This is a genomic window from Streptacidiphilus pinicola (assembly GCF_003258295.1).
Lineage (GTDB): Bacteria > Actinomycetota > Actinomycetes > Streptomycetales > Streptomycetaceae > Streptacidiphilus > Streptacidiphilus pinicola.
In genome coordinates this window covers 21,484-48,470 of record NZ_QKYN01000127.1, presented here as the reverse complement: position 1 = coordinate 48,470, position 26,987 = coordinate 21,484, and the positions used below count along the sequence as shown (strand labels likewise).

Genomic DNA, 26,987 nt, shown 5'->3' with positions numbered 1-26,987 from the left:
AACGCAGTGTCGTTGGAAGAGGACCGCGCTCGGCACGCGCAGCTTGCCCAGGAGATCGAGGAGCACCGGAACCGGTACTACAACCAGGACGCGCCGACGATCAGCGACGGCGAGTTCGACCTCCTCATGCGCGAGTTGGAGGGGATCGAGGAGCGGTTCCCCGAGCTGCGCACCTCGGACTCCCCGACGCAGACCGTCGGCGGTGAGGCGACAGCGGACTTCTCCAAGGTGGAGCACCTGGAGCGGATGCTCAGCCTGGACAACGCCTTCAATGACGAGGAGTTGGATGCCTGGGCCGAGCGGGTCGAGCGCGACCTGGCCGGCCTGGAGTTCCACTACCTGTGCGAGCTGAAGATCGACGGGCTCGCGGTCAACCTCACCTACGAGAACGGCGTGCTGGTCCGCGCGGCGACGCGCGGCACGGGTCGCGTCGGCGACGACATCACTGCCAACGTCCGCACCATCAAGGAGATCCCGAACCGGCTGGCAGGGGAGAACCCGCCGGAGCTCGTGGAGATCCGCGGCGAGGTCTACTTCCCCATCGAGGACTTCGACGCGCTCAACATCGCCCGGGTTGCCGCCGGCGAGGAGCCGTACATGAACCCGCGCAACTCCGCGGCCGGTTCGCTGCGCCAGAAGGATCCGTCGGTCACCGCCCAGCGCCCGCTCCACATGATCGTGCACGGCATTGGCGCCCGTCGTGGCTTCGACATCGACTGCCAGTCGCACGCCTACGACCTGCTGCGGTCGTGGGGGCTGCCCACCGCGCGGCACAACGCCGTCGTGAGCACGCTCGACGAGGTGAAGGAGTTCATCAAGCGCTTCGGGGAGCAGCGCCACAGCGTCGAGCACGAGATCGACGGCGTCGTGATCAAGGTGGACGAGATCGCGCTGCAGGGACGTCTCGGCTCCACCTCTCGTGCGCCGCGCTGGGCCATCGCCTGGAAGTACCCGCCGGAGGAGGTCAACGCCAAGCTCGATCGGATCCTCGTCGGGATCGGCCGCACCGGCCGGGCCACGCCGTACGCGGTGCTGGAGAAGCCGGTCAAGGTCGCGGGCTCGATGGTCCAGTACGCCACGCTCCACAACCAGGACGTGGTGAAGGCCAAGGGCGTGCTGATCGGCGACACCATCGTCATCCGCAAGGCCGGCGACGTCATCCCGGAGATCCTCGGCCCGGTCGTCGCGCTGCGCGACGGCTCGGAGCGCCCCTTTGTCATGCCGACGCACTGTCACGAGTGCGGCACCGAGCTGCGCCCGTTGACCGAGGGCGACAAGGATCTGCGCTGCCCCAACGCTCGCCACTGCCCGGCCCAGCTGCGTGAGCGGGTCGCCTTCCTCGGCAGCCGCGAGGGCCTGGATGTGGAGCACCTGGGCTATGTCGCCGCAGTCGCGCTGACCCAGCCGCTGCAGCCCACGACCCCGCCGATCGAGAACGAGGGCGACCTGTTCGATCTGACCGTCGAGGACCTGCTGCCGATCAAGGCGCTCGTCCGGGACGCGAAGACGGGTCTGCCCAAGATCGACGAGGAGACGGGCGAGCAGAAGGTTGTCTCCTTCTTCGCGACGATTGCCGGACAGCCGAAGAAGACCACCACCCAGCTGCTGGAGAACCTGGAGGCGGCCAAGAGGCAGCCGCTCTGGCGGGTTCTCAACTCCCTCTCCATTCGCCGGGTCGGTCCCGTCGCGGCGCAGGCGCTGGCCCGGGAGTTCCGCGACCTGGACCGCATCGCCAACGCCAGCGAGGAGGAGCTGGCCGGGGTGGAAGGGGTGGGCCCCGGCATCGCCAAGGCCGTCGCCGACTGGTTCGCCGAGGACTGGCACCGGGAGATCATCGAGAAGTGGCGCGCCGCAGGCGTCCGCTTCGTCGACGAGGTCTCCGAGGAGGATTCAGGCCCGCGGCCGCTGGAGGGGCTGACCGTGGTGGTCACCGGCACCCTCGCCGACCACACCCGTGACGGCGCCAAGGACGCGCTCCAGTCGCGCGGTGCCAAGGTCACCGGCTCGGTGTCGAAGAAGACCGACTTCGTCGTGGTCGGCGACAACCCGGGCTCCAAGTACGACAAGGCGGTCCAGCTCAAGCTCGCCATCCTCGACGACGCCGGCTTCGCCGTCCTCCTGGAGCAGGGCCCGGACGCGGCCCGGGAGGCCGCGCTGCCGGTCGAGGAGTAGCGGGGGAGCAGCCCTGACCGTCCCCGGCCTCAGCGCTCGTTGAGGAGCTCGTCCTCGTCGAATCCGAGCTCGTCCTCGACGCCCAGGGCGACCGCGGCGTGCCAGCGGACCGGGCCGGGCCACGCCTCACCGGTCAGTTCGATGAGGCGGGCATCGGCCTCGTCCGTGCCGATCTCGGCGAGAGAGAAGACGGCCTTCTGGCAGAGCCAGAACGCCGGCGCATCGGTGCCGGCCTCGACCACCCGCTGTACGAGGCGGAACAGCGGGCCGACAGCCTGCTCGTCCTGGAGCTCGCCGAGGATGTCCACCGCGTCCTCGAGGTTGGGCCCGCCGGGGCGGACATCCCCGGTCTCGACGAGCCCACACAGCAGTTCGCCGAGACCGGGCACCCTCAGGGCAGCCGCGAGGTTGACGAGCCCACCGGCCCGGGCCCAGTTCCCCGCCGCGAGCGCCTCGCGTGCCCAGCCGAGCACGGAGCCCCGGGTACCGGGCTGCGCCGCGTCGAGCTCCGCGGCCCGCTCCGGCGTGAAGTAGCCGGCGAGCAGCAGGTCGTCGAGCTCAGGAGACGGTCCGTCCTGCATCACCAGTCATCCATTCGTTCGGATTTCAGAATGTTGGAGTTGAACACCCCCACGGAGCCTGGCCGCAGGCCGAACGTGTCCGAGCCGCGCTCGCTCTTCAGGTGGATGGCGTTGATGTCCGAGCCTATGTCCTCGGGCAGCTTGCCCGCCGCGACCATCGCGTCGCGGGTGCCGGGAGCCATTTCGTACCGCATCAGGATGGTGTACTTCTCGGCGTTTCGACCGCCGCGCCTGGTGAAGCGGTCACGCAAGCCCTGGAGGTACTCGCGGGACTGCGTGACGAAGTTCTCCGTCCCCTTCACGGTGATCTCGCCCTTGGGCCCGAGCTGGCGGTACTCCTTCTCGCTCATGGCCCGGTAGAAGACCTCCGGATCCTCGTCGTGGGGGTGTGGCGAGAGCCCCAGCGGGTCCGTCCACGCATGCGGGTTGCCCACGTAGCCGCACGGGTTGGGGCCGGGGAGCAGACCGAGCGGGTCGGGCGAGGTGTAGCGGGCGGTCTCGGGGTCGTAGTAGCGGTTGACGTTGTAGTGGAGGCGGCTCTCCGGGTCGAAGTACTGCCCGGGGAAGCGCAGCGGGGTGTAGGTGGTGCTGTCGGCCGGCCAGGTCGTATTGCCCCACAACATGCTGGTCGCGCGCCAGGCGATGGTCTGCGTCCCGGTGTCGATCAGCTCGGTCGGAGTGCCGACGAGGTCGGTGACGATAGCGAAGAAGCGCCGATCGGAACGCTCCTGCGCCGTGATGGTCTCGGTCTGGGCGAGCGGCGTGAAGCCGTCGTGGTCCCAGGACAGGGTGTGCGAACCCGGTAGGTAGTCGGCCTCGGTGGTCTGTTCGCACAGGACTGCGCCGTCCCAGGTGAACTCGGTGCGCTCGACCACCGTCGCACCGTCCGCGCCGACGCGCAGTTTCGCGCTGCGGCGACCGAGCGGGTCGTAGCGGTAGCGCCAGACTGTCCCGTCCGGGGTCGTGACCTCGGTGAGCTGGTCCTCCGCGTTCCAGCGGTAGCGCCAGTTGTCCGGCGTGCGGGAGAGACGGGTCACCTGGCGCAACGTCACCCGGCCTGCCGCGTCGTGCTCATAACGTACTCGCCCGGCGGACAGCAGGCGGCTGCCGGCGTACTCGCGTGGCCCTTCGGCTGCCCGCGTGGCTGCTGTGGCGGGCCAGGAGGCGTCGGTGACGTCACCCGCGCCGTTGTAGGCGTAGCGCTCGGACCAACCCTCGGCGTGGACCGCGGTGACCCGGCCGACCGCGTCCAGGTCGAACGACCGTGCCGTGCCCGTCTGTTCGTCGACGCCGATCAGGTGCCCGTCCGGGCGCCGGTTCCAGCGTCGCCTCTGGAGCGGACGGTCGGGGCCGCTGCCGGCGGCGGTCAGCGTTTGGCTGATGAGCCGGTCCCGCTCGTCCCAGTCGCTGGTGAGCTTGAGCGTGCCGGCCAGGACGCGCCGCAGCTCGCGTCCCGCCTCGTCGTAGGCGAAGTCGAGGGTGCCGCCCGTGCAGTCGACCCGTACGGGCCGGTCGGCGTCGTCATAGGACCAGGCGGTGCCATGACCTCGCGGCGTCCTACGGTGCGTCGGACGGCCGAGAGCGTCGTATCCGAACCGGAGGGTGCGGCCGTCGACCGTTTCGTTGAGCAGCCTGCCCACCGCGTCGAAGGTCCGGGCGAGCTTTCCCGAGGCCGGTGAGTCAGCCTCGACCAGTCGTCCGTGTGCGTCGTAGGCGTAGCGCGTGGTCGTCAGACGAGAAGTCCCTGGCGAGCCCCTGGCCGGCCTTTCGGGCCGCCTCCGCCAAGGCATGCGCGATCTGACTCACCGAACGACCCCGTGCGCCGACTGTCAGGGGCACGCTATCAGCGGTGCGTTGGCGGCGGGCCACCGCGCGGGGTGACCCTGCGTCAGGTGACGCGGAGTCGCGCCGTGGGTGCGGTCCGTGGTGGTCTGTCATGTTTCTTTACTCACCCTGCTGTCGGGCATAGGGGAGTAATCAGGTCATTATTCCATCGGCTGAGGACACCGCTCGGTCACAGCTCCGCTGATTGCCACTCTCGCGAGGGGCAGTCAGCCTAGGCTGGAGGTAGCCCGATCCTGTCGGTCCGTACGTCCTGTGCGGCCCATCCGGGCGACCGGGGAGCAAGAGGAAAACCGATGGAGCGCACGCCTCGGTCAGTGCTGGGTCCTGACCGTGCCGGGTTCGCCGTCCGGGCGGCGGTGTTCCTCGGCGTTGGCTTCGCCGGGGCGGCGCCCTTGGTGCCGTTGGCCGATGTGGTGGCGCGGCACTCGCCCGCGCTGCTGCCACTCTTCGGCGTGCCCATCGCCGTGCTCTTCGCCGCCTGGTGGTTCGGGCGGCAGCGGGTGCGGGAGGGGGTGACCGACCAGCTGACGGGGCTGCCGAACCGCGCCGCGCTGCACCTCGCGGCGATGCAGGCGGCCACGGTGCGCGCCCGGAGCGCGCTCGTGCTGATCGACCTGGACCGGTTCCGCTCCCTCAACGACACCCTGGGCCACTTCGCCGGCGACCGCCTGCTGGTGCAGGTCGCGCAACGGCTGCAGTCCCTCGCGCTCGACACCGGCGCGCTCGTGGCGCGCCTCGGCGGGGACGAGTTCGCCGTGCTGGTGCCCGAGCCGCCGGAGGAGTCCGGCGCGCTGCTCGGGCTCGCGCGTGCCTTCGCGGCCGAGGTCGCCGCACCGATCCAGTTCGGCGGCCTGCAGCTGATCCTGGAGTCCAGCACCGGCATAGCGGTCCTGCCCGACCACGCCCCGGACGCCGAGTCGCTGCTGCGCCGCGCCGACATCGCCATGGTCCACGCGCAGCGCAGCCGCGCCGGGGTGACGCTCTATCAGCCGGGCCAGGAGGAGGACACCCCGCTCCGCCTCGGCCTGCTGGGCGAGCTACGCCGCGCGCTCGACCAGGGCGAGGTGCAGGTGCACTACCAGCCCAAGGTCGCCTTCGACGGCAGCGTCGTCGGCCTGGAGGCGCTGGTGCGCTGGTCCCGCGCCGACCGCGGGCCGGTCAGCCCCGAGGAGTTCGTCGGGCTCGCCGAATCCAGCGGCCTGATGCCGCAGTTGACGGACTATGTGCTGGAGGCCGCGGTCTCCCAGCTCGCCCGCTGGCGCGCGGACGGCATCGAGGTGCCCGTCGCGGTCAACATCTCCCCGCGGGATGTGCTCCGTCCCGGCTTCGCCGCGGGCGTCGCCGGGCGGCTGGAGCGGTACGGCGTGCCGGCCGGCGCGCTGCAGCTGGAGATCACCGAGCGGCTGCTGCTGGAGGACGGCCAGCGGGCCGCCGAGACGCTGGAGGAGCTGCGCGGCCACGGTGTCGGCATGTCGCTGGACGACTTCGGCACCGGCTACTCCTCGCTGGTCCGGCTGCGCCGCCTGCCGGTCGCGGAGCTGAAGATCGACCGCTCCTTCGTCAGTCGGATGGTCGCCGACGACCACGACGCGGCCGTGGTGCTCTGCAGCGTCCAGCTCGCGCACTCGCTCGGCCTGACGGTCGTCGCGGAGGGCGTCGAGGACGACGAGACGTGGAAGCGCCTGCAGGGCATGGGCTGCGACGCCGTCCAGGGCTGGCTGGTCTCCAAGGCCATGCCGGCCGACCAGGCCACCGCCTGGCTGCGCAGCCGAGTCACCGCGCCGCACCAGCGCTGACCCGGCACGATTCAGCCAATCCGTACCTAAACCTTGTCGTACGAAATCGGCCTGAATTCGTGGCCGAAAATCGCGTGACGTGGATCACTTAACCGCTGAGCGTGTACATGCTAGATTCGGGCCCGCCCTCGGGAATTCCCGGGGTTTGTCAAGGCGGATTCGGATCTGGGAGGCTCCCATGGCTGAGAGCACCGAGCAGTCGAACGAGTACATGGCACCGGCTCTGGTCGAGGTCGGTGAGTTCAATGAGGACACCCTCGGCGGCTGGGGCAATGTCCCGGACTGGTTCTTCAACATGATCTACTGATTCGTCGAGCTGATCCTTGCTGCGGGCCGGGCTTTTTTCGGGCCCGGTCCGCGGTCGATCCGAAAACGGTGGAAGCAGCATGAGATCCGGGTTCGTGGTCCTGCCGGACCGGCCGCAGGCCGAGCACCTCCTCCCGCGCCTTCCGCGTCCCCTGCTGGAGGGCGCCCGCGTCGTCGCCCACGCCTCCGGGCGTCCCTGGCTTCTCGGCCACTGGCCGGTGGAGGCGCTGACGATGGCCGAGGCCGGCCCGGTGCGGCTCGCGGTCGTCGGCGACCTTCCCGTCAGCCGCTCCCGGCTGACCGAGCTCGCCGGCCGGATCAGCGGCCCGGCCGACGCCGCACGTGTCCTCGCCGGCCTGCGCGGCAGCTGTCACCTGGGCGTTTCGCTGCCGGACTGGTCTCGCTTCCAGGGCAGCGCCTCCGGACTGCGCCGCCTCTTCCATGCCCGGCAGGGCGGCGTCGCCGTCGCCACCGACCGCGCCGACCTGCTCGCCACGCTCACCGGAGCAGGCCTGGACGAGGAGGCGCTCGCGCTCCGCGTGGTCTGCGGACTGCAGCTGCCCTACCCCGCGAACGCCCGCAGCCTCTGGTCGGGCGTCTCCGCGCTCGCGCCGGACCACGCGTTGGAGTGGGACGCCGACACCCTCGGCGAGCTCCGCTGGTGGCAGCCGCCCGCACCCGAACTGTCGCTTTCCGCGGGGGCCGAGGCGGTGCGCAGCGCCCTGTCGGCGGCGACTGCGGGAAAGTCACCAGAAAAGGGAAGGCTCAGCGCCGATCTCTCCGGCGGACTGGATTCCAGTTCCATCTGCTTTCTCGCGGCCCGGGCGGACCCCGAAATCCTCACATTCCGCTGGGGTGAGGCGGACAGCGGAAACGACGACACCGTTTTCGCGGAATTCGCGACAAAGGAACTCGACCGGGCCGAGCACCTCGTCGTCGCGCAGGGCGAGCTCCCGGACATGTTCGCCGATTCCGGAATTCCGGTGAGCGCGGAAATGCCGAGCCCGCTCACCCGCGCCACCGCGCGGATCCGGCGTACCGCCGAGCTGCTGGCCGAACACGGCTCCGTCCGGCACCTGTCCGGCCACGGCGGAGACGAGCTGTTCTCGCCCATGCCCGGCTACCTGCATCCGCTGCTGCGCCGCCGCCCGCTCACCGCACTGCGGCACCTGCGCGCCCACGTCGCCCTACGGCGCTGGCCCATGCGAGCCACGCTCGCCGAACTGCTGCGCCCGAGCTCGTTCGCCGACTGGTGGGCCGGTGAGGCCGAGGCGCTGACCGAACCGCGCCCGCCGCTGCGCCGCGCCGCCCTCGGCTGGGGCCTCGGACCGATCCGCGCCCCCGGCTGGGTCACCCCGGCCGGCGCCGACCTCGCCCGGGCGGCGCTGCGCCGCACCGCGGAGACCGCCGAGCCGCTCGCGCGGGACCTCGGCTCACACCAGACGCTGGTCGTGATCCGCTCCAACACCAGCACCTACCGCCTGCTCGGCGACCTCTACGCCGAGCGCGGCATCGCCCTCGACGCGCCCTGTCTCGACGACCGGGTCGTCGAGGCGGTCCTGCGGGTGCGTCCCGAGGAGCACGCCGGCCCGTGGCGCTTCAAGCCGCTGCTGGCGGAGGCGATGCGCGGCATCGTCCCCGAGCGGGTCCGCACCCGCGCCACCAAGGGCGAGTTCGGCGAGGACGTGCGGCGCGGCCTGCGCGCCCACCTGCCCGCGCTGCTCGATCTGCTCGGCCCCGACTCGCAGTTGGCCGCCCGCGGCCTGCTCGACCCGGCGGCCCTGCGCGTCCGGCTCACCGGCCCGCAGGCCGACAACAGCGCCGTCCAGGCGCTGGAGAGCCTCGTCGGCTGCGAGACCTGGCTCCGCGCGCTCCCCCGTTCCGGCCCTGAGGACTGATCATGCGGCTCCATCCCGACGTCACCATGACCGACACCGACGACGGCACCGTCCTGCTGCACGGCCGGACCGGACGCTACTTCCAGCTCAACCTGACGGGTCGGGAGGTCCTCCACGGCCTCCTCGGCGGCCAGGCGCCGTCCGCGGTCGCCACCGCCCTCGCCACTGCCCACGGCGTCGCCGCGGAGCGGGCCAAGGACGACGTCAAGGCGGTTCTGGCGCAGCTGGCCTCGGCGGAGCTGGTGCTGCCATGAGCGTGCAGATGTCCCTGGACGCCCGGGCGGTCCTCCCGCTGTGGCGCCGACCCCTTCCGCTGCTCGCCGTCGGCGCGGCCCGCCTCCTGGCGCGGGTCAAGCCCGCGAAGCTGCGCACGGTCCTGGAGTTCACCCGCCGCGGGGCGAGGCCCGCGAGCGCGGAGCAGGCGCTGCGCGCCCGCGAGGACGTGGTTTCCGTGAGCATGCGCTGCGCGGGCAACAACTGTCTCCAACGCTCGATCGCCGCCGCGCTGCTCTGCCGTGCCCGCGGCAGCTGGCCGACCTGGTGCACGGGGGTGCGCACCCACCCCTTCGCCGCCCACGCCTGGATCCAGGTCGACGACGAGCCCGTGGGCGAACCCCACCCGGCGGGCTTCTTCCGCCCCTTGCTCAGCGTGGCACCACGCGCCGGCCGCTAACGCGGCTGCGGGCGGGCGCCGGACCTCCGTAGGATGGGGACACCTCCGTGTCAATAGACTCGGCCAGGTCCGTTTCCTTCACCCATCAGAGGATCGCTGCATGCCTGGCATTACGCGCGAGGAGGTCGCCCACCTCGCCCGGCTGTCGCGGCTGGAGCTCAAGAGCGAAGAGCTTGACCACTTCGCCGAGCAGCTGAACGACATCGTCGACGCGGTCGCCCGCGTCAGCGAGATCGCCGCCGAAGACGTTCCGCCGACCTCGCACCCGCTGCCGCTGACGAACGTCATGCGCGCCGACGAGGTCCGTCCCTCGCTCCGTCCGGACGAGGTGCTGGCCGCCGCGCCCGCCGCGGAAGAGCAGCGCTTCCGTGTCCCCCAGATCCTCGGGGAGGACTGAGAAACGTGACTGACCTGATCCGCAGCACCGCGGCCCAGACCGCGAACGCGATCGCCTCCGGCGAGGTCTCCGCCGTCGAGGTCGCGCAGGCGCACCTGGACCGCATCGGCGCCGTGGACGAGAAGGTGCACGCCTTCCTCCACGTGGACACCGAGGGCGCGCTCGAGGCCGCCCGCGCCGTGGACGCCAAGCGCGCCGCGGGCGAGGAGCTCGGCCCGCTGGCCGGCGTGCCGCTCGCGCTGAAGGACGTCTTCACCACCAAGGGCATCCCGACGACCGCCGGCTCGAAGATGCTGGAGGGCTGGCGCCCGCCGTACGACGCGACCCTGACCCGCCGCCTCAAGGAGGCGGGCGTGGTGATCCTCGGCAAGACCAACATGGACGAGTTCGCCATGGGGTCCTCCACCGAGAACTCGGCCTACGGCCCGACCGGCAACCCGTGGGACCTCTCCCGGATCCCCGGCGGTTCCGGTGGTGGCTCCGCCGCCGCGCTCGCCGCGTACGAGGCGCCGCTGGCGATCGGTACCGACACCGGCGGCTCGATCCGTCAGCCGGGCGCCGTCACCGGCACGGTCGGCGTGAAGCCGACCTACGGCAGCGTCTCGCGTTACGGCCTGATCGCCTTCTCCTCCTCGCTGGACCAGGGCGGCCCCTGCGCCCGCACCGTCCTCGACGCGGCCCTGCTGCACGAGGCCATCGCCGGCTGGGACCCGATGGACTCGACGTCCATCAACGCCCCCGTCCCGGCGGTCGTCGCCGCGGCGCGGCAGGCGGACGTCAAGGGCATGCGTGTCGGCGTCGTCACGGAGTTCGGCGGCGAGGGCTACCAGGCCGGCGTGATGCAGCGCTTCCACGAGTCGGTGGAGCTGCTCCGCAGCCTCGGTGCGGAGATCGTCGAGATCTCCTGCCCGTCCTTCACCTACGCGCTCCCGGCGTACTACCTGATCGCGCCGTCCGAGTGCTCCTCCAACCTGGCCCGCTTCGACGCCATGCGCTACGGCCTGCGCGTCGGAGACAACGGCGAGCGCTCGGCCGAGGAGGTCACCGCGCTGACCCGCGAGGCCGGCTTCGGTCCCGAGGTCAAGCGCCGCATCATGCTCGGCACCTACGCGCTGAGCTCGGGCTACTACGACGCCTACTACGGCTCGGCGCAGAAGGTCCGGACGCTGATCACCCGCGACTTCGACCGCGCGTTCGCGGACGTGGACGTGCTGATCTCCCCGACCACGCCGACCACCGCCTTCCCGATCGGCGAGCGCGCCGACGACCCGATGGCGATGTACCTGGCGGACCTGTGCACCATTCCGTCGAACCTGGCCGGCAACGCGGCCATGTCGGTGCCCTGCGGCCTGGCCCCGGAGGACAATCTCCCGGTCGGCCTGCAGATCATCGCGCCCGCGCTGGCCGACGACCGGTTGTACCGCGTGGGTGCGGCGGTCGAGGCGGCTCTCAACGACAAGTGGGGACACCCCCTGCTGGAGGAGGCACCGGCACTATGAGCAAGCTCGAGACGGCAAAGGGCTTCAAGCACTCCAAGCCGGGCCTGATGCTGGGCATCGGCGGCAGCGCCTTCGGTGCCTTCGGCATCGTCAAGGACCTGAAGAAGGCCCGCTCCGAGGCGGACACCCTCAAGCTCATCAACGCCGCGGTCGGTGCGCTCGCCCTGGTCACGAGCACGTTGCTGCTCGTCCGCGAGCTGCGCCAGCTGGCCAAGAACGACGTCCTCGCCGACTGACCAAGACCGCAAGCCTTACCCCGAAAGGACGCCTTAGTGAGCGTCATTGACCTGGTCCCGTACGAGGAGGCTCTCGCCTCGTACGACCCGGTGATGGGCCTTGAGGTCCACGTCGAGCTGGGAACCAAGACCAAGATGTTCTGCGGTTGTTCGACCGCGCTGGGCGCGGAGCCGAACACCCAGGTCTGCCCGACCTGCCTGGGTCTGCCGGGCTCGCTGCCGGTCGTCAACGCGACCGGCGTGGAGTCCGCGATCCGCATCGGTCTCGCGCTCAACTGCGAGATCGCCGAGTGGTGCCGCTTCGCCCGGAAGAACTACTTCTATCCGGACATGCCGAAGAACTTCCAGACCTCGCAGTACGACGAGCCGATCGCCTTCAACGGCTACCTGGACGTCGAGCTGGAGGACGGCGAGGTCTTCCGCGTGGAGATCGAGCGCGCCCACATGGAGGAGGACACCGGCAAGTCCACCCACGTCGGCGGTGCCACCGGCCGCATCCACGGCGCGGAGTACTCGCTGCTGGACTACAACCGGGCCGGCATCCCGCTGATCGAGATCGTCACCAAGCCGATCGTGGGCGCCGGTGACCGCGCGCCCGAGGTCGCCCGCGCGTACGTCGCGGAGCTGCGTGAGCTCATCCGTGCCCTCGGCGTGTCCGAGGCCCGCATGGAGATGGGCCAGATGCGCTGCGACGTCAACCTGTCGCTGATGCCCAAGGGCGCGACCAAGTTCGGCACCCGCAGCGAGACGAAGAACGTCAACTCGCTGCGCAGCGTCGAGCGCGCCGCCCGCTTCGAGATCCAGCGCCACGCCGCGGTGCTCGACGACGGCGGCACGATCGTCCAGGAGACGCGTCACTTCCACGAGGACAACGGCAGCACCACCTCGGGCCGGATCAAGGAGGAGGCGGAGGACTACCGCTACTTCCCCGAGCCCGACCTGGTGCCGGTCGCGCCCTCGCGCGAGTGGGTCGAGCAGCTCCGCGGGGAGCTGCCGGAGCTGCCGCGGGTGCGGCGTCAGCGTCTGCAGGAGGAGTGGGGCATCTCGGCCACCGAGATGCAGTCCGCGCTCAACGCCGGTGCCATCGACCTGATCCTGGCCACGATCGACGCCGGTGCCCCGGCCGACCAGGCCCGTAAGTGGTGGCTGGGCGAGCTGGCCCGCCGCTCCAACGAGGACGGCGTCGAGCTGGCCGCGTTGCCGATCAGCCCGGCCCAGGTGGCCAAGGTCTCGGCGCTGGTGGCCGAGGGCAAGCTGAACGACAAGCTGGCCCGTCAGGTCATCGAGGGCGTGCTGGCCGGCGAGGGCGAGCCGGACGAGGTCGTCGCCAAGCGCGGCCTGGCCGTCGTCTCCGACGACTCCGCGCTCGGCGACGCGATCGACGCGGCGCTGGCGGCCCAGCCGGACGTGGCCGACAAGATCCGCTCGGGCAAGTTCGCCGCGGCGGGCGCGCTGGTCGGCGCGGTCATGAAGGCGACGCGCGGTCAGGCCGACGCCGCCCGCGTCAAGGAGCTGATCTTCGAGAAGCTCGGCGTCACTCCGGAGTAGGCAGTAAGACGTCTTAGCCCGAACGGACCGCCGCCCTGAGTACTTAGGTGTACTCAGGGCGGCGGTCCTTCGTTTCTAAGACCTCCTGAGCGCCCAAGATCAGGCATGCGCCCGATGCCGGGCACCCCCCTGGGAGAGGAAATTAGAGGTTGTCAGGGAGACAGCCCACCCACAGGGGAGAGCCAAGATGTTCGAGTACCAGTTCATCGTCAGCCGCACCAACGAGCTCATCGCCCAGGCCGAGCACGAGCGTCTCGTCCGCGAGGTACGACGCGCGAACAAGGCCCGGAGGGAGAGTGACCGCCGTCGGCCCCGAGGGCGGGCGAGCTCCTCGGCCGGCGCGCTAAATGCGTGCTGATCAGCGGGGTCGTGTGCGATGCTGCCGAACGTGGAGCGGATATCAGTCAGTCCCGTGTTCATCGGACGCGGATCGCAGATGGCCGCCCTCACCGACGCGCTGGAGCGCGCCGACGGGGGGCAACCGCAGGTCCTGCTGATCGGGGGAGAAGCAGGGGTCGGCAAGTCCAGGCTGCTTGAGGAGTTCGAGGCCACGGCCGTGGCACGGGGGTCCACGGCCGTGGTCGGCAACTGCCTGGAGGTGGGCGCGGAGGGCTTGCCCTACGCGCCCTTCGCCACGATCCTGCGCCGACTGCACCGGGCCATCGGCCCCGAGCTGGACGCCGCCGCCGTCGGACGCGAGAGCAGCCTCGCCCGGCTGCTGCCGGACATGGGCGAGGCCCCGCCCGAGGCCCACGACGAGTACGCCCGCGCCCGCCTCTTCGAGCACACCACGCAGCTCTTCGAGCAGCTGGCGGCGGACCGGACCTTCGTCCTGGCCGTCGAGGACCTGCACTGGTCCGACCGGTCCACCCGCGAGCTGTTCGCCTACCTGATCCGCACCCTGCACCGGGCGCGGTTGGTCCTGCTCGCCACCTACCGCAGCGACGACCTGCACCGGCGCCACCCGGTCCGCCCCTACCTCGCCGAGCTGGAGCGGCTGCGCACCGTCCAGCGGCTGGAACTGCCGCGCCTCGCGCGCCGCGAGGTGGCCCGTCAGCTGGCCGGCATCCTCAGCCCGGACCGGCCCAAGGCCGAGCTGGTCGACCAGATCTTCAAGCGCTCCGAGGGCAACCCGTTCTTCGTCGAGGAGCTCGCGGTCGCCTCCCAGCAGGGGTGTCGCACCGGCCTCACCGAGACGCTGCGCGACCTGCTGCTGGTCCGCATCGAGACGCTGCCCGAGACCACCCAGACGATGCTGCGCCTCCTCGCCCAGGGCGGCTCCCGCGTCGAGCACGGCCTGCTCGCCGCGGTCGTCGAGGCGACCGGCACCCTCGACGAGGACGAGCTGATCGACGCGCTGCGCACCGCCGTCGGCGCCAACATCATCCAGCAGACCTCGGACGGGGACGGTTACCGCTTCCGCCACGCCCTGGTCCGTGAGGCCGTCTCCGACGACCTGATGCCCGGTGAGGTCACCCGCGCCAACCGCCGCTACGCGCTGGCGCTCGAGGCCGACCCCACGCTCGTCTCCACCGACCAGCGCGCCTCCCGCCTGGCCGGCTACTGGTACTGCTCCCACGACGCGGCCCGCGCCGTCCCCGCCGTGCTCGACGCCGGCCGCGAGGCCCGCCGTCGCAACGCCTTCGCCGAGCAGCTGCGGATGCTCGACCGGGCCCTGGAGCTGTGGGAGGACGTCCCGGCGGAGGTCCGCGACACGCTGCGCGACTACGACCACGCCGACGAGAGCTATCCGGCCTGCTCCTGTGAGGGCGGCTGTGACTGCGCGGGCGACTGCAGCGCGATCCAGCTGGTCGACCTGCTCGCCGAGGCCACCGTCGCCGCCCGCTTCAGCGGCGAGACCGACCGCAGCCTGCGTTACACCAAGCGCGCGCTGCGCCTGATCGACGAGAAGAAGTCCCCTGAGCGCGCCGTCTGGTTCATGCTGGCCCGCGCCCACGCGCTCAGCTACGACGTCGGCGCCCGGCCGGACAAGGAGATGCTGGAAGCCCTCGGCCTTCTGGAGGGCCGCAAGCCGTCGGCGGTCCTCGCCGAGCTGCTGCACCGTCAGGCCCTGGACGGCATGCTGGGCATCCCCGGCCGGGAGCACCTGGACTGCGCCCGGCGCGCCGTCGAGATCGCCGAGCAGGTCGGCGCCGCGTCGCTGAAGCTGCACGCGCAGCTGACGCTGGGCATGCTGCACTGCTCCTTCGGCGAGTTGGAGGAGGGCGCGGCGCTGCTCGCGCAGATCCGCGAGCGTGCGGAGGCCGCCGGCGACGTGAACCTGCTGAGCCGCGTCTACACCAACCTCTCCAGCCACCACGAGACCCAGGGCCGCTCCCGCGAGGCCGCCGAGGTGGCCCGCACCGGCCTGGCGATGATCCGCGCCAACGGCATGACCGGCTACTCCGGCACGATCATCCTCGGCAACCTCGCCGAGCCGCTGATCTCACTCGGCGAGCTCGACGAGGCGGAGCGGCTGCTCGCCGAGGAGCCCGACTGGTCCGGCCAGCGCGCCCACCGCGACTTCATGCACCGGCTGCGCGGCGAGATCGCGCTGCTGCGCGGCGACGTCGCGGGCGCGGCCGAGCATCTCGCCGAGGTCCGGCGGGTGGGCGTGCTGTGGCAGCCGCAGAAGTACGTCCCGACGTCGCTGCTGGCCATGCGGATCGCCGCGGCGCAGGGCCGGTACGCGGAGGCCCGCGCGGAGCTCGTCTCGGTCCTGGACCGCGGCCGCCCCGAGGGCCACGACCGCAGCTGGTGGGCCCTGCTGGCCGCCGGCGCGGCGGTGGAGGCGGACGCCCGCCGACTGCCCACGATGGCCCCCGGCCAGGCCGAGATCCTCGACCGGATCCGGTGCACTGCCACGGGCCTCACCGTCGAGCTCCCGCTGTACGCCGGCTGGCAGGCCGTCCTCGACGCGGAACTCGCCCGCGCGGAGGGGACGGTGACGACCGCGCACTGGCGTCGTGCGACCGACGCCCTCGCCGTGCTGGAGTGCCCCTTCCCCCGCGGCCTGGCCCTCTTCCGCCTCGCCGAGTCCCTGGCCGCCGAGGGCGACCGCGCGGAGGCGGCCCAGGCCGCCCTGCTTGCCGGCGAACTCGCCCGCAAGCAGGGCAACCAGCTCCTCCTCGACGACCTCCAGGCCCTCACCGGCCGCGCCCGGCTCGCGCCGCCGACGACGGCGACGCAGCAGGAGGACGACGAGACCTTCCACCTCACCCCGCGCGAACAGGACGTCCTCAAGCTCCTCGCCCTGGGCCGCACCAACCGCCAGATCGCGGAGGAGCTCTTCATCTCCCCGAAGACGGCGAGTGTCCACGTCTCCAACATCCTCGCCAAGCTCGACGTCACCGGCCGCGGCGAAGCCGCCGCGGTCGCCCACCGCCTACGGCTCGTTGCCACCCGCTAAGGGGTGCGAGCGTGGCTAAGGTCGAGGCATGAGTGCTCGCTATCTGCTCCCGTACGCTCCTGACGCCATCGGCGGGTTGCCCGCCGGACTCGACGCCCTGGTGTGGGACGGGGACGGGCCGCTGCCCGGGGACGAGAAGCTGGCGGGGGTGGAGTTCTTCTGCCTGCCGTACATGCGGCACGCCGCCGCGCTGTCGGTGATCCCGCGCCTGCCGGCGCTCAAGGTGGTGCAGACGCTGACCGCCGGGATGGACGACGTGCTGCCGCACGTGCCCGCCGGGGTCGCCGCGTGCAACGCGCGCGGGCTGCACGACGCCAGCACCGCCGAGCTGGCGGTGACGCTGATCCTGGCCTCGCTGCGCGGGATCCCACACTTCACCCGGCTGCAGGACCAGGGCCGCTGGAGCCAGGAGTTCCATCAGTCCCTCGCGGACAAGCGCGTGCTGATCCTCGGGTACGGCTCGATCGGCCGCGCGCTCGACGCACGTCTGCGGCCTTTCGAGTGCGACGTGGTCCGCGTCGCACGTCGCGCGCGCCCCGAGGAGGAGGTGCACGGCGCACACGAGTTGGCGGCTCTGCTTCCGTCCGCCGACGTCGTCGTCCTGTTGACGCCGCTCACCCCTGAGAGCCGTCACCTCGTCGACGCGGGGTTCCTCTCCCGGATGAAGGACGGGGCGCTGCTGGTCAACGTGGCGCGCGGGCCCGTCGTGGACACCGAGGCCCTGCTCAAGGAGCTGACCATGCAGCGACTGCGGGCCGCGCTGGACGTCACGGAGCCGGAGCCGCTGCCGGCGGACCACCCGCTCTGGCTCGCCCCCGGCGTGCTGATCACGCCTCATGTCGGCGGGCCCAGCAGTGCGTTCCTGCCTCGGGCCAAGCGCATCCTGCGCGAGCAGATCCTCCGCTACGAGCGCGGTGAGCCTTTCGGCGACCTGAGCTGACGCGCACCGCGCGTCCGTGCGCCCCCGGCGTGCGCCCAGGGCACCCCCTTCCTGCGCAGCAGCACCGGACGCTTTCGTCCGAATCGGGTACAGCTACCTCGACGGTCGCCATTACTCTGAGTTGAGTGTGCATGTCTCTGAGTGACGACTGTGGTGTAGGTTCCCGACCGGGAGAACCGGTACGGAGTTGTCCGCCCCGCTGGTCCGATCACGCCCGGGGCCGGAGGGGGATTGCCCATGCTGAGCACTGAGCTGAGCACGACCGAACTGACCACCGAGGGGTTGCTGCCCGGCCAGCCTGGCCGGTCCGCGCGGTCCGGCCAGGCCTGGCCGGACGAGGAGCACGGCAGATCCGCCGCCTCGCCGTTCGCCTACGGCGAGAGCGACCTGATGGAGCAGGAGCACCCCGACGACCTCGTCGCGGGGCCGCCGTCGCCGGACGCGGCGGGCCACGACGTGACCGCACACGAGCCACTCCGGCTCTCCCAGGCCGCGGCCCGGCTGCCGCGGATACTCGCGATGCTCGTGTGCCTGCTCTACCTCGCGGGGGCGGCCTACGGCTGGGGGTCGCCGGGGCTGGCCGACTTCATGGGCGACTTCGGCCTGGCCGGTGCCGCGCTGACCGCCTCGTTCTCCTGCTTCGGCTACGGCCTGCTCTCCGGCGGGCGGCACCGCGGCGCCTGGTTCTGCTTCGGGCTGAGCTCGCTGATGGTCGCGCTCGGCAACGGCATCTGGGGCTGGTACGAGTGCGTGCTCGGCCAGTCGCTGCCGTCGCCCTCGATCGCCGACTTCGTCTTCCTCTTCTTCGCCCCGCCCGCCATCCTCGGGCTGCTGATGCTGTCCAAGCGGCCGCGCAACGCCGCCGGCTGGCTCTGCCTGGCGCTGGACGGCTGGCTGATCGCCGGCTCGCTGCTGACTCTCAGCTGGTCGCTCGCGCTGGCCAGGACCGCCTCCGGCGACCAGCACAGCCCGCTGCGGCTGGCGGTCGGGCTCGCCTACCCGCTGCTGGACATCCTGCTCATCAGCATGGTCCTCGGCCTGCGCTTCCGCCGCCAGGACGGCAACCGCGCGGCGGCGCACACGGCCACCGTGGGTCTCGCCCTGACGGTGGTCTGCGACGCGGTCTTCACCAGCCAGTCGTTCAAGGACGCCTACCACTCCGGCGAACTGCTGGACGCCGGCTGGTTCTGCGGCTCGATGCTGCTGGCCTGGGCGCCCTGGGCGGGCGGGGGCCGCGCGCTCACCCGCGAGTCCGTGCGGCGGCCGCGGGTGGCGTCCACCTTCAGCGCGCTGACGCCCTACGCCGCCACCGGCGTCTGCACCGTCGGCCTGCTCTACAACGCGCTCGGCCAGCACCACCTGGACCGCTTCGTCCTCATCGTCAGCTGCACCGTCGTCATCGCGCTGATCCTGCGTCAGGGCGTGATGCTGCTGGACAACCTGGCGCTGGCGCAGCGGCTGAGCCACCAGGAGCGGCACTTCCGCTCGCTGGTGCAGGGCTCCAGCGACGTCATCATGATCGCCGATCCGGACGGCGTGCTGCGCTACGTCAGCCCGGCCGCCGCGGGCGTCTACGGGCGCCCGGCCGAGGAGCTGGTCGGCACCCGGCTGCCGGAGATGGTCCACCCGGACGACCTCGGCCACGTGCTGTGGGAGGTGCAGCGCTACCTCGCCAAGGCCCCGGCCCACGGCACGACGACGGAGCCGACCGCGCGGATCGAGTGCCGGGTCCGCTCGGGCGCGGGGGAGTGGCTGGACGTGGAGTCCACCGTCAACCGCTACCGGGACGGGCTGATCTTCAACTGTCGTGACGTCTCCGAACGCGTGCGGCTGCAGGCGCAGTTGGAGCACAACGCGTTCCACGACACGCTGACCGGGCTGCCCAACCGGGCGCTGTTCCTCAAGCGCGGCCGGGAGGCGCTCACCACCAGGGCCGAGCGCCGCCCCGACGTGGCCGTGCTCTTCGTCGACCTCGACGGCTTCAAGGCCGTCAACGACACCGCCGGCCACCAGGTCGGCGACGAGCTGCTGGTGGTGGCCGCGCAGCGGCTGCGCGAGTCGGTGCGCGAGGGCGACACCGTCGCCCGGCTCGGCGGCGACGAGTTCGCGGTGCTGCTGGTCGGCGAGGTCGACCGGGAGCGGGCCTTCGGCATCGCCGAGCGGCTGCGCGTCGCGGTCTCGGCGCCCTACGCGGTCGCCAGCGAGGAGCACACGGTCGCCGCGAGCATCGGCATCGCGTTCGCCGAGGCGGGCGCCGGGCCCGAGGGCGCGGCCGAGCTGCTGCGCAGCGCCGACCTGGCGATGTACCAGGCGAAGAAGCGCGGCAAGGACCGGGTGCACGAGTACTCGCCGGAGCTGCGCAGTGAGCTGCGCCGTCGCACCGAGCTGGACCAGCGGCTGCGCGTCGCGGTGCGCGAGGGCGAGTTCACCCTGGTCCACCAGCCGATCGTCGAGCTGCGCGGCGGCACGGTGAGCGGCCTGGCCGCGCAGGCCCGCTGGCGCTCCGCGCAGGGCCTGCTGTTGACCCCGGCGGAGTTCCTGCACGCCGCCGGCGGCGGGGAGCGCGCGCTGCGGCTGGCCCGCTGGATGGTCGAGCATGCCGTCCAGCAGGCCGCCCGGCGCGGCGGCGCGCTGCCCGTCACGGTCCGGCTCTCACCGCGCGCGCTCACCGCGCCGGGGCTGGTCGAGGCCGCGGAGGCGGCGCTGCGGCGCTGCGGCCTGCCCGCCACCCGGCTGGTGGTGGAGCTCGGCGAGAGCGGTCCGGGCGGCCTCCCCGACGGGCGGGCCCACGGCGTCGACGAGCTGGTGCAGCGGCTCGGGCGGCTCAAGCAGCTCGGCGTCGGCCTGGTCCTGGACGGGCTGGGCGGCGGCGCGACGCCGCTCAGCGAGCTGCGCCGGCTGCCCGTGGACGCGCTCAAGCTGGAGCGCGGCGTCGTCGACGGGCTGCTCGACTCGGCGTTCCTGCGCACCCTGGCCTCGACCGTGCTGCGGATCGGCCGGGAGCTCGGGCTGGAGACCGTCGCCGACGGCGTGGACCGCGCCGAGCAGGCCCGGATCCTGCGGGATCTCGGCTGTTCACGTGGCCAGGGGCTGCACTTCGCGCCGCCGATGAGGGAGGATGAACTGCAGGAACTGCTCCTGGCGAATGCCAGGACGTCCGAGGATGATTCCGCATGATGAGACACGAAACGAGTGAGCTTGACACTCCCCTGGGCGTCGGAGGATGGTCGTCAGCATGCGCACCCGAATTCTCGTACTTGGCGGGCGCGTCGGCTGAGCCGGGAGTCAACTCCCGAGCTGACCAGGCCGACGCGCTACCCCTCGCATGCCCGCACGGGCACGAGGGGTTTTTTGTTGCCGTGAGGCAGCCGGCGCAGCGCGAACCGCCCTAGAGATCCCCCTCCGAGAAGTCCGAGCAGCCACGAAGGAACAGCAGATGACCGAGCAGGCAGCAGCGCCCGTCCCGCAGCACGCGGGCCCCGAACCGATGACCGGTGCCCAGTCGCTCATCCGCTCTCTCGAGGCGGTCGGCGCGGACACCGTCTTCGGCATCCCGGGCGGCGCGATCCTCCCGGCCTACGACCCGCTGATGGACTCGACCCGGGTGCGCCACATCCTGGTCCGTCACGAGCAGGGCGCGGGCCACGCCGCGACCGGCTACGCGCAGGCGACCGGCAAGGTCGGCGTCTGCATGGCGACCTCCGGCCCGGGGGCCACCAACCTGGTGACGCCGATCGCGGACGCGTACATGGACTCCGTCCCGATGGTCGCGATCACCGGCCAGGTCTCCTCCAAGGCGATCGGCACGGACGCCTTCCAGGAGGCGGACATCTGCGGCATCACGATGCCGATCACCAAGCACAACTTCCTGGTCACCGACCCGGACGAGATCCCGCGCGTGATCGCCGAGGCGTTCCACATCGCGGGCACCGGTCGCCCCGGCCCGGTCCTGGTCGACATCGCCAAGGACGCGCTGCAGTCGCAGACGGTGTTCCGCTGGCCGGTCGAGACGCAGCTGCCCGGCTACCGCCCGGTGACCAAGCCGCACGCCAAGCAGATCCGCGAGGCCGCACGCCTGCTGGCCGCGTCCAGGCGCCCGGTCCTCTACGTGGGCGGCGGCGTGCTGAAGGCCGGCGCCACCGCCGAGCTGCGCATCCTGGCCGAGCTGACCGGCGCGCCCGTCGTCACCACGCTGATGGCCCTGGGCGCCTTCCCGGACAGCCACGACCAGCACCTGGGCATGCCGGGCATGCACGGCTCGGTCGCCGCGGTCACCGCGCTGCAGAAGGCCGACCTGCTGTTCGCGCTGGGCACCCGCTTCGACGACCGGGTCACCGGCAAGCTGGACACCTTCGCCCCGCACGCCAAGGTCGTCCACGCCGACATCGACCCGGCCGAGATCGGCAAGAACCGCGCGGCGGACGTCCCGATCGTCGGCGACGCCCGCGAGATCATCGCGGACCTGATCGTCGCGGTCCAGCAGGAGCAGGCCGCCGGCCAGGCGGCGGGCGAGCAGCGCTTCGACTACGGCCAGTGGTGGGAGCAGCTGAACACCTGGCGCAAGACCTACCCCGTCGGCTACGAGCCCGCCCCCGAGGGCATGCTCAGCCCACAGCAGGTCATCGAGCGAATCGGGCAGCTGGTCGGCTCGGACGCGATCTACGCGGCGGGCGTCGGCCAGCACCAGATGTGGGCCTCGCAGTTCATCAACTTCGACAAGCCCGCCACCTGGCTGAACTCCGGCGGCGCCGGAACGATGGGCTACGCGGTCCCGGCCGCGATGGGCGCGAAGGCCGGCTGCCCCGACGCCGAGGTCTGGGCGATCGACGGCGACGGATGCTTCCAGATGACCAACCAGGAGCTGGTCACCTGCGCGCTGAACAACATCCCGATCAAGGTCGCGATCATCAACAACGGCTCGCTGGGCATGGTCCGCCAGTGGCAGACGCTCTTCTACAACAAGCGCTACTCCAACACCGTCCTGCACGACGGCCCGGCCGGGAACAACGGCGGCTCCGCCGAGGGCGAGGACAGTGGCCCGTGGCAGGGAACCCGCATCCCGGACTTCGTCAAGCTGTCCGAGGCGATGGGCTGCCACGCGTTGCGCTGTGAGCGCCCCGAGGACCTGGACGCGGTGATCGAGAAGGCGATGTCGCTCAACGACGCGCCGGTCGTCATCGACTTCATCGTCCACCAGGACGCCATGGTCTGGCCGATGGTCCCGGCTGGCGTCAGCAACGACGAGATCCTGGCCGCGCGCGACGTCCGTCCGGACTTCGGCGACGAGAACGACTGAGACGAAGGGGCCTTTCGAAAGCCATGTCCAAGCACACCCTCTCCGTCCTGGTCGAGAACAAGCCGGGCGTCCTGGCCCGGATCGCGGCGCTGTTCTCGCGGCGCGGCTTCAACATCGACTCGCTGGCCGTCGGGCCGACCGAGCACCCGGACATCTCCCGCATGACGATCGTCGTCAACGTGGAGGACCTGCCGCTGGAGCAGGTCACCAAGCAGCTGAACAAGCTGATCAACGTGATAAAGATCGTCGAGCTGGACCCGGACGCGGCGGTCCGCCGCGAGCTGGTCCTGGTCAAGGTCCGGGCCGACGCGGAGACGCGCGGCCAGGTCACCGAGATCGTCCAGCTGTTCCGGGCCAAGACGGTCGACGTCTCCCCGGACGCGGTCACCGTCGAGGCCACCGGCAGCAGCGACAAGCTGGAGGCCATGCTCAAGATGCTGGAGCCCTACGGCATCAAGGAGCTGGTCCAGTCCGGCATGGTCGCGATCGGTCGCGGCGCCCGCAGCATTACCGACCGCTCCCTGCGAGCGGTCGAACGCAGCGCCTGAGCTGCCCGAATACCGGTGAGACGCTCATCTCACCTGTTGAGACCCGACCGTCCGCGCAAGTGATCGCGCGTACGGTGTCCCCAAGGAATCCATCCCGCAAGGAGAAGCCAGCGATGGCCGAGCTGTTCTACGACGACGACGCCGATCTGTCCATCATCCAGGGCCGCAAGGTCGCCATCCTCGGCTACGGCAGCCAGGGCCACGCGCACGCGCTCTCCCTGCGCGACTCCGGTGTCGACGTCCGCGTCGGCCTGCTGCCCGAGTCCAAGTCCCGCGCCAAGGCCGAGGAGCAGGGCCTGCGCGTCGTCACGCCGGCCGAGGCCGCCGCCGAGGCCGACGTCATCATGATCCTGGTGCCGGACCCGATCCAGGCCGACGTCTACAAGGAGGTCGTGGAGCCGAACCTGAAGGCGGGCGACGCCCTCTTCTTCGGTCACGGCCTGAACATCCGCTTCGGCTTCATCAAGCCCCCGGCCGAGGTCGACGTCTGCATGGTCGCCCCGAAGGGCCCGGGCCACCTGGTCCGCCGCCAGTACGAGGAGGGCCGCGGCGTTCCGTGCATCGTGGCCGTCGAGCAGGACGCCACCGGCAAGGCCCTGGAGCTGGCGCTGTCCTACGCCAAGGGCATCGGCGGCACCCGCGCCGGCGTCATCAAGACCACCTTCACCGAGGAGACCGAGACCGACCTCTTCGGCGAGCAGGCCGTCCTCTGCGGTGGCACCGCCGCCCTGGTCAAGGCCGGCTTCGAGACCCTGGTCGAGGCGGGCTACCAGCCCGAGATCGCCTACTTCGAGTGCCTCCACGAGCTGAAGCTCATCGTCGACCTCATGTACGAGGGCGGCCTGGAGAAGATGCGCTGGTCCGTCTCCGAGACGGCCGAGTGGGGCGACTACGTCACCGGCCCGCGCATCATCACCGACCAGACCAAGGCCGAGATGAGGAAGGTCCTCGGCGAGATCCAGGACGGCACCTTCGCCAACACCTGGATCGCCGAGTACAAGGCGGGTCTGCCGAAGTACAACGAGTACAAGAACGCCGACAGCGAGCACCTGCTCGAGACCACCGGCAAGAAGCTCCGCAAGCTGATGAGCTGGGTGGACGAGGAGGCGTAAGCCGCCTTGTCCGCGGGGGCGGTCTGCGGACCGCCCCCGCCCGCCCGTCGCCCACCACCACCCTTGTTCGGGCGGCTGCGCCGCGCACCTCTTGTTGTACGGATCGTACGGTCCCCGGCGGGTGATTCTTCCGCTGGGGCGCCTGGCGGATGCGCCTCCGCCGATAGACTCAATCTGCGCGTCAGGCTCACAGCGTCGTGCGTCTCCAACGCGGCATGCCACCCTCCCCCTCCATGCCGTCACCGCCGCAACGCGGGTGCCACCCCCATCGCACGGCTTCGGGGACACCGGACAGTAAGGACAACTGTCGTGAGCAGCAAGCCTGTAGTTCTCATCGCTGAAGAGCTCTCTCCTGCCACCGTCGACGCGCTCGGCCCGGACTTCGAGATCCGCCACTGCGACGGCGCCAACCGCGCCGAGCTGCTGCCCGCGATCGCGGACGTGGACGCGATCCTGATCCGCTCCGCCACCAAGGTGGACGCGGAGGCGATCGCCGCGGCGAAGAAGCTCAAGGTCGTCGCCCGCGCCGGCGTCGGTCTCGACAACGTGGACGTCCCGTCCGCCACCAAGGCGGGCGTCATGGTGGTCAACGCGCCGACCTCCAACATCGTCACCGCCGCCGAGCTCGCCTGCGGCCTGCTGCTGTCGACGGCCCGTCACATCCCCGCCGCCAACCACGCCCTCAAGGGCGGCGAGTGGAAGCGCAGCAAGTACACCGGCGTCGAGCTGGCGGAGAAGACCCTCGGCGTCGTCGGCCTCGGCCGGATCGGCGTGCTGGTCGCGCAGCGCATGTCCGCCTTCGGGATGAAGATCGTCGCCTACGACCCCTACATCCAGGCCGCGCGCGCGGCGCAGATGGGCGTCAAGCTGCTCACCCTGGACGAGCTGCTGGAGGTCTCCGACTTCATCACCGTCCACCTGCCGAAGACCCCGGAGACCGTGGGCCTGATCGGCGACGAGGCGCTGCACAAGGTCAAGCCGACCGTCCGCATCGTCAACGCCGCCCGTGGCGGGATCGTCGACGAGGAGGCGCTGGCCGCCGCCCTCAAGGAGGGCCGGGTCGCCGGCGCGGGCCTGGACGTCTTCGTCAAGGAGCCCTGCACCGACTCGCCGCTCTTCGGCTTCGACAACGTCGTGGCCACCCCGCACCTGGGCGCCTCCACCGACGAGGCGCAGGAGAAGGCCGGCATCTCCGTCGCCCGCTCGGTGCGTCTCGCCCTCGCGGGCGAGCTGGTGCCGGACGCGGTCAACGTCCAGGGCGGCGTCATCGCCGAGGACGTCCGTCCGGGCCTGCCGCTGGCCGAGAAGCTGGGCCGCATCTTCACCGGGCTGGCCGGCGAGGTCGCCGTCCGCCTGGACGTCGAGGTGCGCGGCGAGATCACCCAGCACGACGTGAAGGTGCTGGAGCTGTCCGCGCTCAAGGGTGTCTTCGAGGACGTCGTCGCGGAGACGGTCTCCTACGTCAACGCCCCGCTCTTCGCCCAGGAGCGCGGCCTCGAGGTGCGCCTCACCACGCTGAGCGAGAGCCCGGAGTACCGCAACGTCATCACCGTCCGCGGCACCCTGAACGACGGCCGCGAGATCTCGGTGGCGGGCACGCTCACCGGCCCGAAGCGCCAGCAGAAGATCGTCGGCGTCAACGAGTTCGACGTGGACGTCGCGCTCACCGACCACATGGGCTTCTTCCGCTACGAGGACCGCCCGGGCGTCGTCGGCACCCTCGGCAAGCTGCTGGGTGACGCCGGCATCAACATCGCCGGGATGCAGGTCTCCCGTGACGAGGAGGGCGGCGACGCGCTCGTCTCGCTCACCGTCGACAGCGAGATCCCGCAGGACCTGCTGGCCGAGATCACCGCCGAGATCGGCGCCAAGTTCGCTCGTAGCGTGAACCTTTCGGCCTGATCGCAGCGAAGTCGAGCCCCGCCGGGACCTTGTCCCGGCGGGGCTCTCTGTTGGATGCTGTGCACTTGCTCGGTCCGTACTGTTCAGCTGTTGTGAATTGGGGCGCCATGCACAGGTCTGCTTACGAACACATGGAACTGTGCGTGAAGGAGTACATGCCGCCGCAGGGCCGCCACCGCGTGGTCGACCTGGGCTCCCGGATCTCCCCGAAGCAGACGCTGACGCACCGCGCCCTGCTCGCCGAGCACGAGATCGACTACATCGGCGTCGACGTGCTCGACGGGCCGAACGTCGACCGGGTGATGAAGAAGCCGTACCGGATCCCGGTGCGGTCCGCGAGTGCCGACTACGTCTTCTCCGGCCAGGCCTTCGAGCACATCCCGTTCTTCTGGGCCTCGATGCTGGAGATCGCCCGCATCCTGAAGCCCGGCGGCCACGCCTTCATCACCGCGCCCTCGCGCGGCCACGTCCACGACGCGCAGGACTGCTGGCGGTACTACCCGGACGGCTACCGGGCCATGGCCGCCTTCTCCGGGCTCGAACTGCGTGAGGCGTTCACGGATTTCCCGCCGAAGAACGGAATCTGGCACCAGTACGGCGAGATCGACGCCAAGAACGCCTACTGGGGCGACACGGTCGGCGTCTTCCGCAAGACCAATAAATACCCGAGGATTCCGCTTTTCGCGGTCCGCGAGCTGACCGTCTGGTGGGCCAACCGGATCGGTGGTGTCGAGAGGACCCCGCTGCCCGAGCCGCTCCCCGGGCGTCCCGACTGCGGCCGCCCCAAGCAGCCCGTCGAGACCCCGGCCGGCTGAGGGCCGCGCGGTCT

Annotated in this window: 20 protein-coding genes and 1 pseudogene; 19 read left to right on the top strand and 2 right to left on the bottom strand. The window is 71.2% G+C overall.

Annotated elements, in window-relative coordinates; translation table 11 throughout:
- Nucleotides 1-6: 6 nt before the first annotated feature.
- A complete protein-coding gene (gene ligA / locus DN069_RS29650) occupies nucleotides 7-2,172 on the top strand; it encodes an NAD-dependent DNA ligase LigA (protein ID WP_243639901.1) in 2,166 nt (721 codons plus the stop codon).
- A 29-nt stretch (nucleotides 2,173-2,201) separates the two neighbouring features.
- On the opposite strand, the gene DN069_RS29645 is transcribed toward ligA, so the two are convergent.
- Nucleotides 2,202-2,753 carry a HEAT repeat domain-containing protein gene (locus DN069_RS29645; RefSeq protein WP_111506171.1) on the bottom strand — a complete coding sequence of 184 codons (552 nt, stop codon included), beginning with the start codon at nucleotides 2,751-2,753 and terminating at the stop codon, nucleotides 2,202-2,204.
- Nucleotides 2,753-4,393: an RHS repeat-associated core domain-containing protein gene (locus DN069_RS41060; RefSeq protein ID WP_243639899.1), complete on the bottom strand. Its 1,641-nt coding sequence runs from the start codon at nucleotides 4,391-4,393 to the stop codon at nucleotides 2,753-2,755. Before DN069_RS41060 ends, DN069_RS29645 begins: the two co-directional genes overlap by 1 nt.
- Nucleotides 4,394-4,915: 522 nt before the next feature.
- On the opposite strand from DN069_RS41060, the pseudogene DN069_RS29635 reads away from it, so the two are divergent.
- The 18 genes and pseudogenes from DN069_RS29635 to DN069_RS29555 form a co-directional block, all read left to right on the top strand.
- Nucleotides 4,916-6,394 (top strand): annotated as a pseudogene (locus DN069_RS29635) (putative bifunctional diguanylate cyclase/phosphodiesterase); the annotation flags it as partial.
- A 178-nt stretch (nucleotides 6,395-6,572) separates the two neighbouring features.
- Entirely contained in the window at nucleotides 6,573-6,701 is a 129-nt protein-coding gene (locus tag DN069_RS29630; RefSeq protein ID WP_111506165.1) for a lasso RiPP family leader peptide-containing protein, read from the top strand.
- A 79-nt stretch (nucleotides 6,702-6,780) separates the two neighbouring features.
- On the top strand, nucleotides 6,781-8,598 hold the full coding sequence (locus tag DN069_RS29625) for a lasso peptide isopeptide bond-forming cyclase (RefSeq protein WP_111506163.1): 1,818 nt from the start codon (nucleotides 6,781-6,783) through the stop codon (nucleotides 8,596-8,598).
- 2 nt (nucleotides 8,599-8,600) lie between these two features.
- Nucleotides 8,601-8,852, top strand: coding sequence for a lasso peptide biosynthesis PqqD family chaperone (locus DN069_RS29620; protein ID WP_111506161.1), 252 nt, complete (start codon nucleotides 8,601-8,603; stop codon nucleotides 8,850-8,852).
- Nucleotides 8,849-9,271, top strand: coding sequence for a lasso peptide biosynthesis B2 protein (locus DN069_RS29615; RefSeq protein ID WP_111506159.1), 423 nt, complete (start codon nucleotides 8,849-8,851; stop codon nucleotides 9,269-9,271). Before DN069_RS29620 ends, DN069_RS29615 begins: the two co-directional genes overlap by 4 nt.
- A gap of 100 nt (nucleotides 9,272-9,371) precedes the next feature.
- Nucleotides 9,372-9,668, top strand: a complete 297-nt coding sequence (gene gatC, locus DN069_RS29610; RefSeq protein ID WP_042385005.1) for an Asp-tRNA(Asn)/Glu-tRNA(Gln) amidotransferase subunit GatC — start codon at nucleotides 9,372-9,374, stop codon at nucleotides 9,666-9,668.
- Between the two features lie 5 nt (nucleotides 9,669-9,673).
- A complete protein-coding gene (gene gatA / locus DN069_RS29605) occupies nucleotides 9,674-11,167 on the top strand; it encodes an Asp-tRNA(Asn)/Glu-tRNA(Gln) amidotransferase subunit GatA (RefSeq protein ID WP_424556339.1) in 1,494 nt (497 codons plus the stop codon).
- Nucleotides 11,164-11,403, top strand: a complete 240-nt coding sequence (locus DN069_RS29600) for a hypothetical protein (RefSeq protein ID WP_111506155.1) — start codon at nucleotides 11,164-11,166, stop codon at nucleotides 11,401-11,403. The genes gatA and DN069_RS29600 overlap by 4 nt, the downstream gene beginning before the upstream one ends.
- A gap of 36 nt (nucleotides 11,404-11,439) precedes the next feature.
- Nucleotides 11,440-12,951: an Asp-tRNA(Asn)/Glu-tRNA(Gln) amidotransferase subunit GatB gene (gene gatB, locus DN069_RS29595; protein ID WP_111506153.1), complete on the top strand. Its 1,512-nt coding sequence runs from the start codon at nucleotides 11,440-11,442 to the stop codon at nucleotides 12,949-12,951.
- 187 nt (nucleotides 12,952-13,138) lie between these two features.
- A complete protein-coding gene (locus DN069_RS40415; protein ID WP_165845698.1) occupies nucleotides 13,139-13,309 on the top strand; it encodes a hypothetical protein in 171 nt (56 codons plus the stop codon).
- An 18-nt stretch (nucleotides 13,310-13,327) separates the two neighbouring features.
- Nucleotides 13,328-16,360: a helix-turn-helix transcriptional regulator gene (locus DN069_RS29590; protein WP_111506151.1), complete on the top strand. Its 3,033-nt coding sequence runs from the start codon at nucleotides 13,328-13,330 to the stop codon at nucleotides 16,358-16,360.
- Between the two features lie 28 nt (nucleotides 16,361-16,388).
- Nucleotides 16,389-17,300, top strand: a complete 912-nt coding sequence (locus DN069_RS29585) for a 2-hydroxyacid dehydrogenase (protein WP_111506149.1) — start codon at nucleotides 16,389-16,391, stop codon at nucleotides 17,298-17,300.
- Between the two features lie 237 nt (nucleotides 17,301-17,537).
- Nucleotides 17,538-20,477, top strand: coding sequence for a putative bifunctional diguanylate cyclase/phosphodiesterase (locus DN069_RS29580; RefSeq protein WP_243639895.1), 2,940 nt, complete (start codon nucleotides 17,538-17,540; stop codon nucleotides 20,475-20,477).
- A gap of 148 nt (nucleotides 20,478-20,625) precedes the next feature.
- Nucleotides 20,626-22,596, top strand: a complete 1,971-nt coding sequence (locus tag DN069_RS29575; protein ID WP_111506147.1) for an acetolactate synthase large subunit — start codon at nucleotides 20,626-20,628, stop codon at nucleotides 22,594-22,596.
- Between the two features lie 23 nt (nucleotides 22,597-22,619).
- Nucleotides 22,620-23,144 (top strand): acetolactate synthase small subunit, encoded by a 525-nt coding sequence (ilvN, locus tag DN069_RS29570; protein WP_111506145.1) that lies wholly within the window; start codon nucleotides 22,620-22,622, stop codon nucleotides 23,142-23,144.
- A gap of 113 nt (nucleotides 23,145-23,257) precedes the next feature.
- On the top strand, nucleotides 23,258-24,256 hold the full coding sequence (gene ilvC, locus DN069_RS29565) for a ketol-acid reductoisomerase (RefSeq protein WP_111506143.1): 999 nt from the start codon (nucleotides 23,258-23,260) through the stop codon (nucleotides 24,254-24,256).
- 309 nt (nucleotides 24,257-24,565) lie between these two features.
- Nucleotides 24,566-26,158: a phosphoglycerate dehydrogenase gene (gene serA / locus DN069_RS29560; RefSeq protein WP_111506141.1), complete on the top strand. Its 1,593-nt coding sequence runs from the start codon at nucleotides 24,566-24,568 to the stop codon at nucleotides 26,156-26,158.
- Nucleotides 26,159-26,265: 107 nt separating this feature from the next.
- Nucleotides 26,266-26,973 carry a methyltransferase domain-containing protein gene (locus DN069_RS29555; RefSeq protein WP_111506139.1) on the top strand — a complete coding sequence of 236 codons (708 nt, stop codon included), beginning with the start codon at nucleotides 26,266-26,268 and terminating at the stop codon, nucleotides 26,971-26,973.
- The last annotated feature ends 14 nt before the right edge of the window (nucleotides 26,974-26,987 follow it).

Coding starts and splice junctions, on each gene's coding strand:
- DN069_RS29590 (WP_111506151.1), top strand. CDS start 13,328: ATGCTGCCGAACGTGGAGCGGATATCAGTCAGTCCCGTGTTCATCGGA.
- DN069_RS29575 (WP_111506147.1), top strand. CDS start 20,626: ATGCCCGCACGGGCACGAGGGGTTTTTTGTTGCCGTGAGGCAGCCGGC.
- DN069_RS29600 (WP_111506155.1), top strand. CDS start 11,164: ATGAGCAAGCTCGAGACGGCAAAGGGCTTCAAGCACTCCAAGCCGGGC.
- DN069_RS29585 (WP_111506149.1), top strand. CDS start 16,389: ATGAGTGCTCGCTATCTGCTCCCGTACGCTCCTGACGCCATCGGCGGG.
- ilvN (WP_111506145.1), top strand. CDS start 22,620: ATGTCCAAGCACACCCTCTCCGTCCTGGTCGAGAACAAGCCGGGCGTC.
- DN069_RS29555 (WP_111506139.1), top strand. CDS start 26,266: ATGCACAGGTCTGCTTACGAACACATGGAACTGTGCGTGAAGGAGTAC.
- ilvC (WP_111506143.1), top strand. CDS start 23,258: ATGGCCGAGCTGTTCTACGACGACGACGCCGATCTGTCCATCATCCAG.
- DN069_RS29630 (WP_111506165.1), top strand. CDS start 6,573: ATGGCTGAGAGCACCGAGCAGTCGAACGAGTACATGGCACCGGCTCTG.
- DN069_RS29580 (WP_243639895.1), top strand. CDS start 17,538: ATGCTGAGCACTGAGCTGAGCACGACCGAACTGACCACCGAGGGGTTG.
- gatC (WP_042385005.1), top strand. CDS start 9,372: ATGCCTGGCATTACGCGCGAGGAGGTCGCCCACCTCGCCCGGCTGTCG.
- DN069_RS29620 (WP_111506161.1), top strand. CDS start 8,601: ATGCGGCTCCATCCCGACGTCACCATGACCGACACCGACGACGGCACC.
- DN069_RS40415 (WP_165845698.1), top strand. CDS start 13,139: ATGTTCGAGTACCAGTTCATCGTCAGCCGCACCAACGAGCTCATCGCC.
- DN069_RS29645 (WP_111506171.1), bottom strand. CDS start 2,753: ATGCAGGACGGACCGTCTCCTGAGCTCGACGACCTGCTGCTCGCCGGC.
- DN069_RS29615 (WP_111506159.1), top strand. CDS start 8,849: ATGAGCGTGCAGATGTCCCTGGACGCCCGGGCGGTCCTCCCGCTGTGG.
- DN069_RS29625 (WP_111506163.1), top strand. CDS start 6,781: ATGAGATCCGGGTTCGTGGTCCTGCCGGACCGGCCGCAGGCCGAGCAC.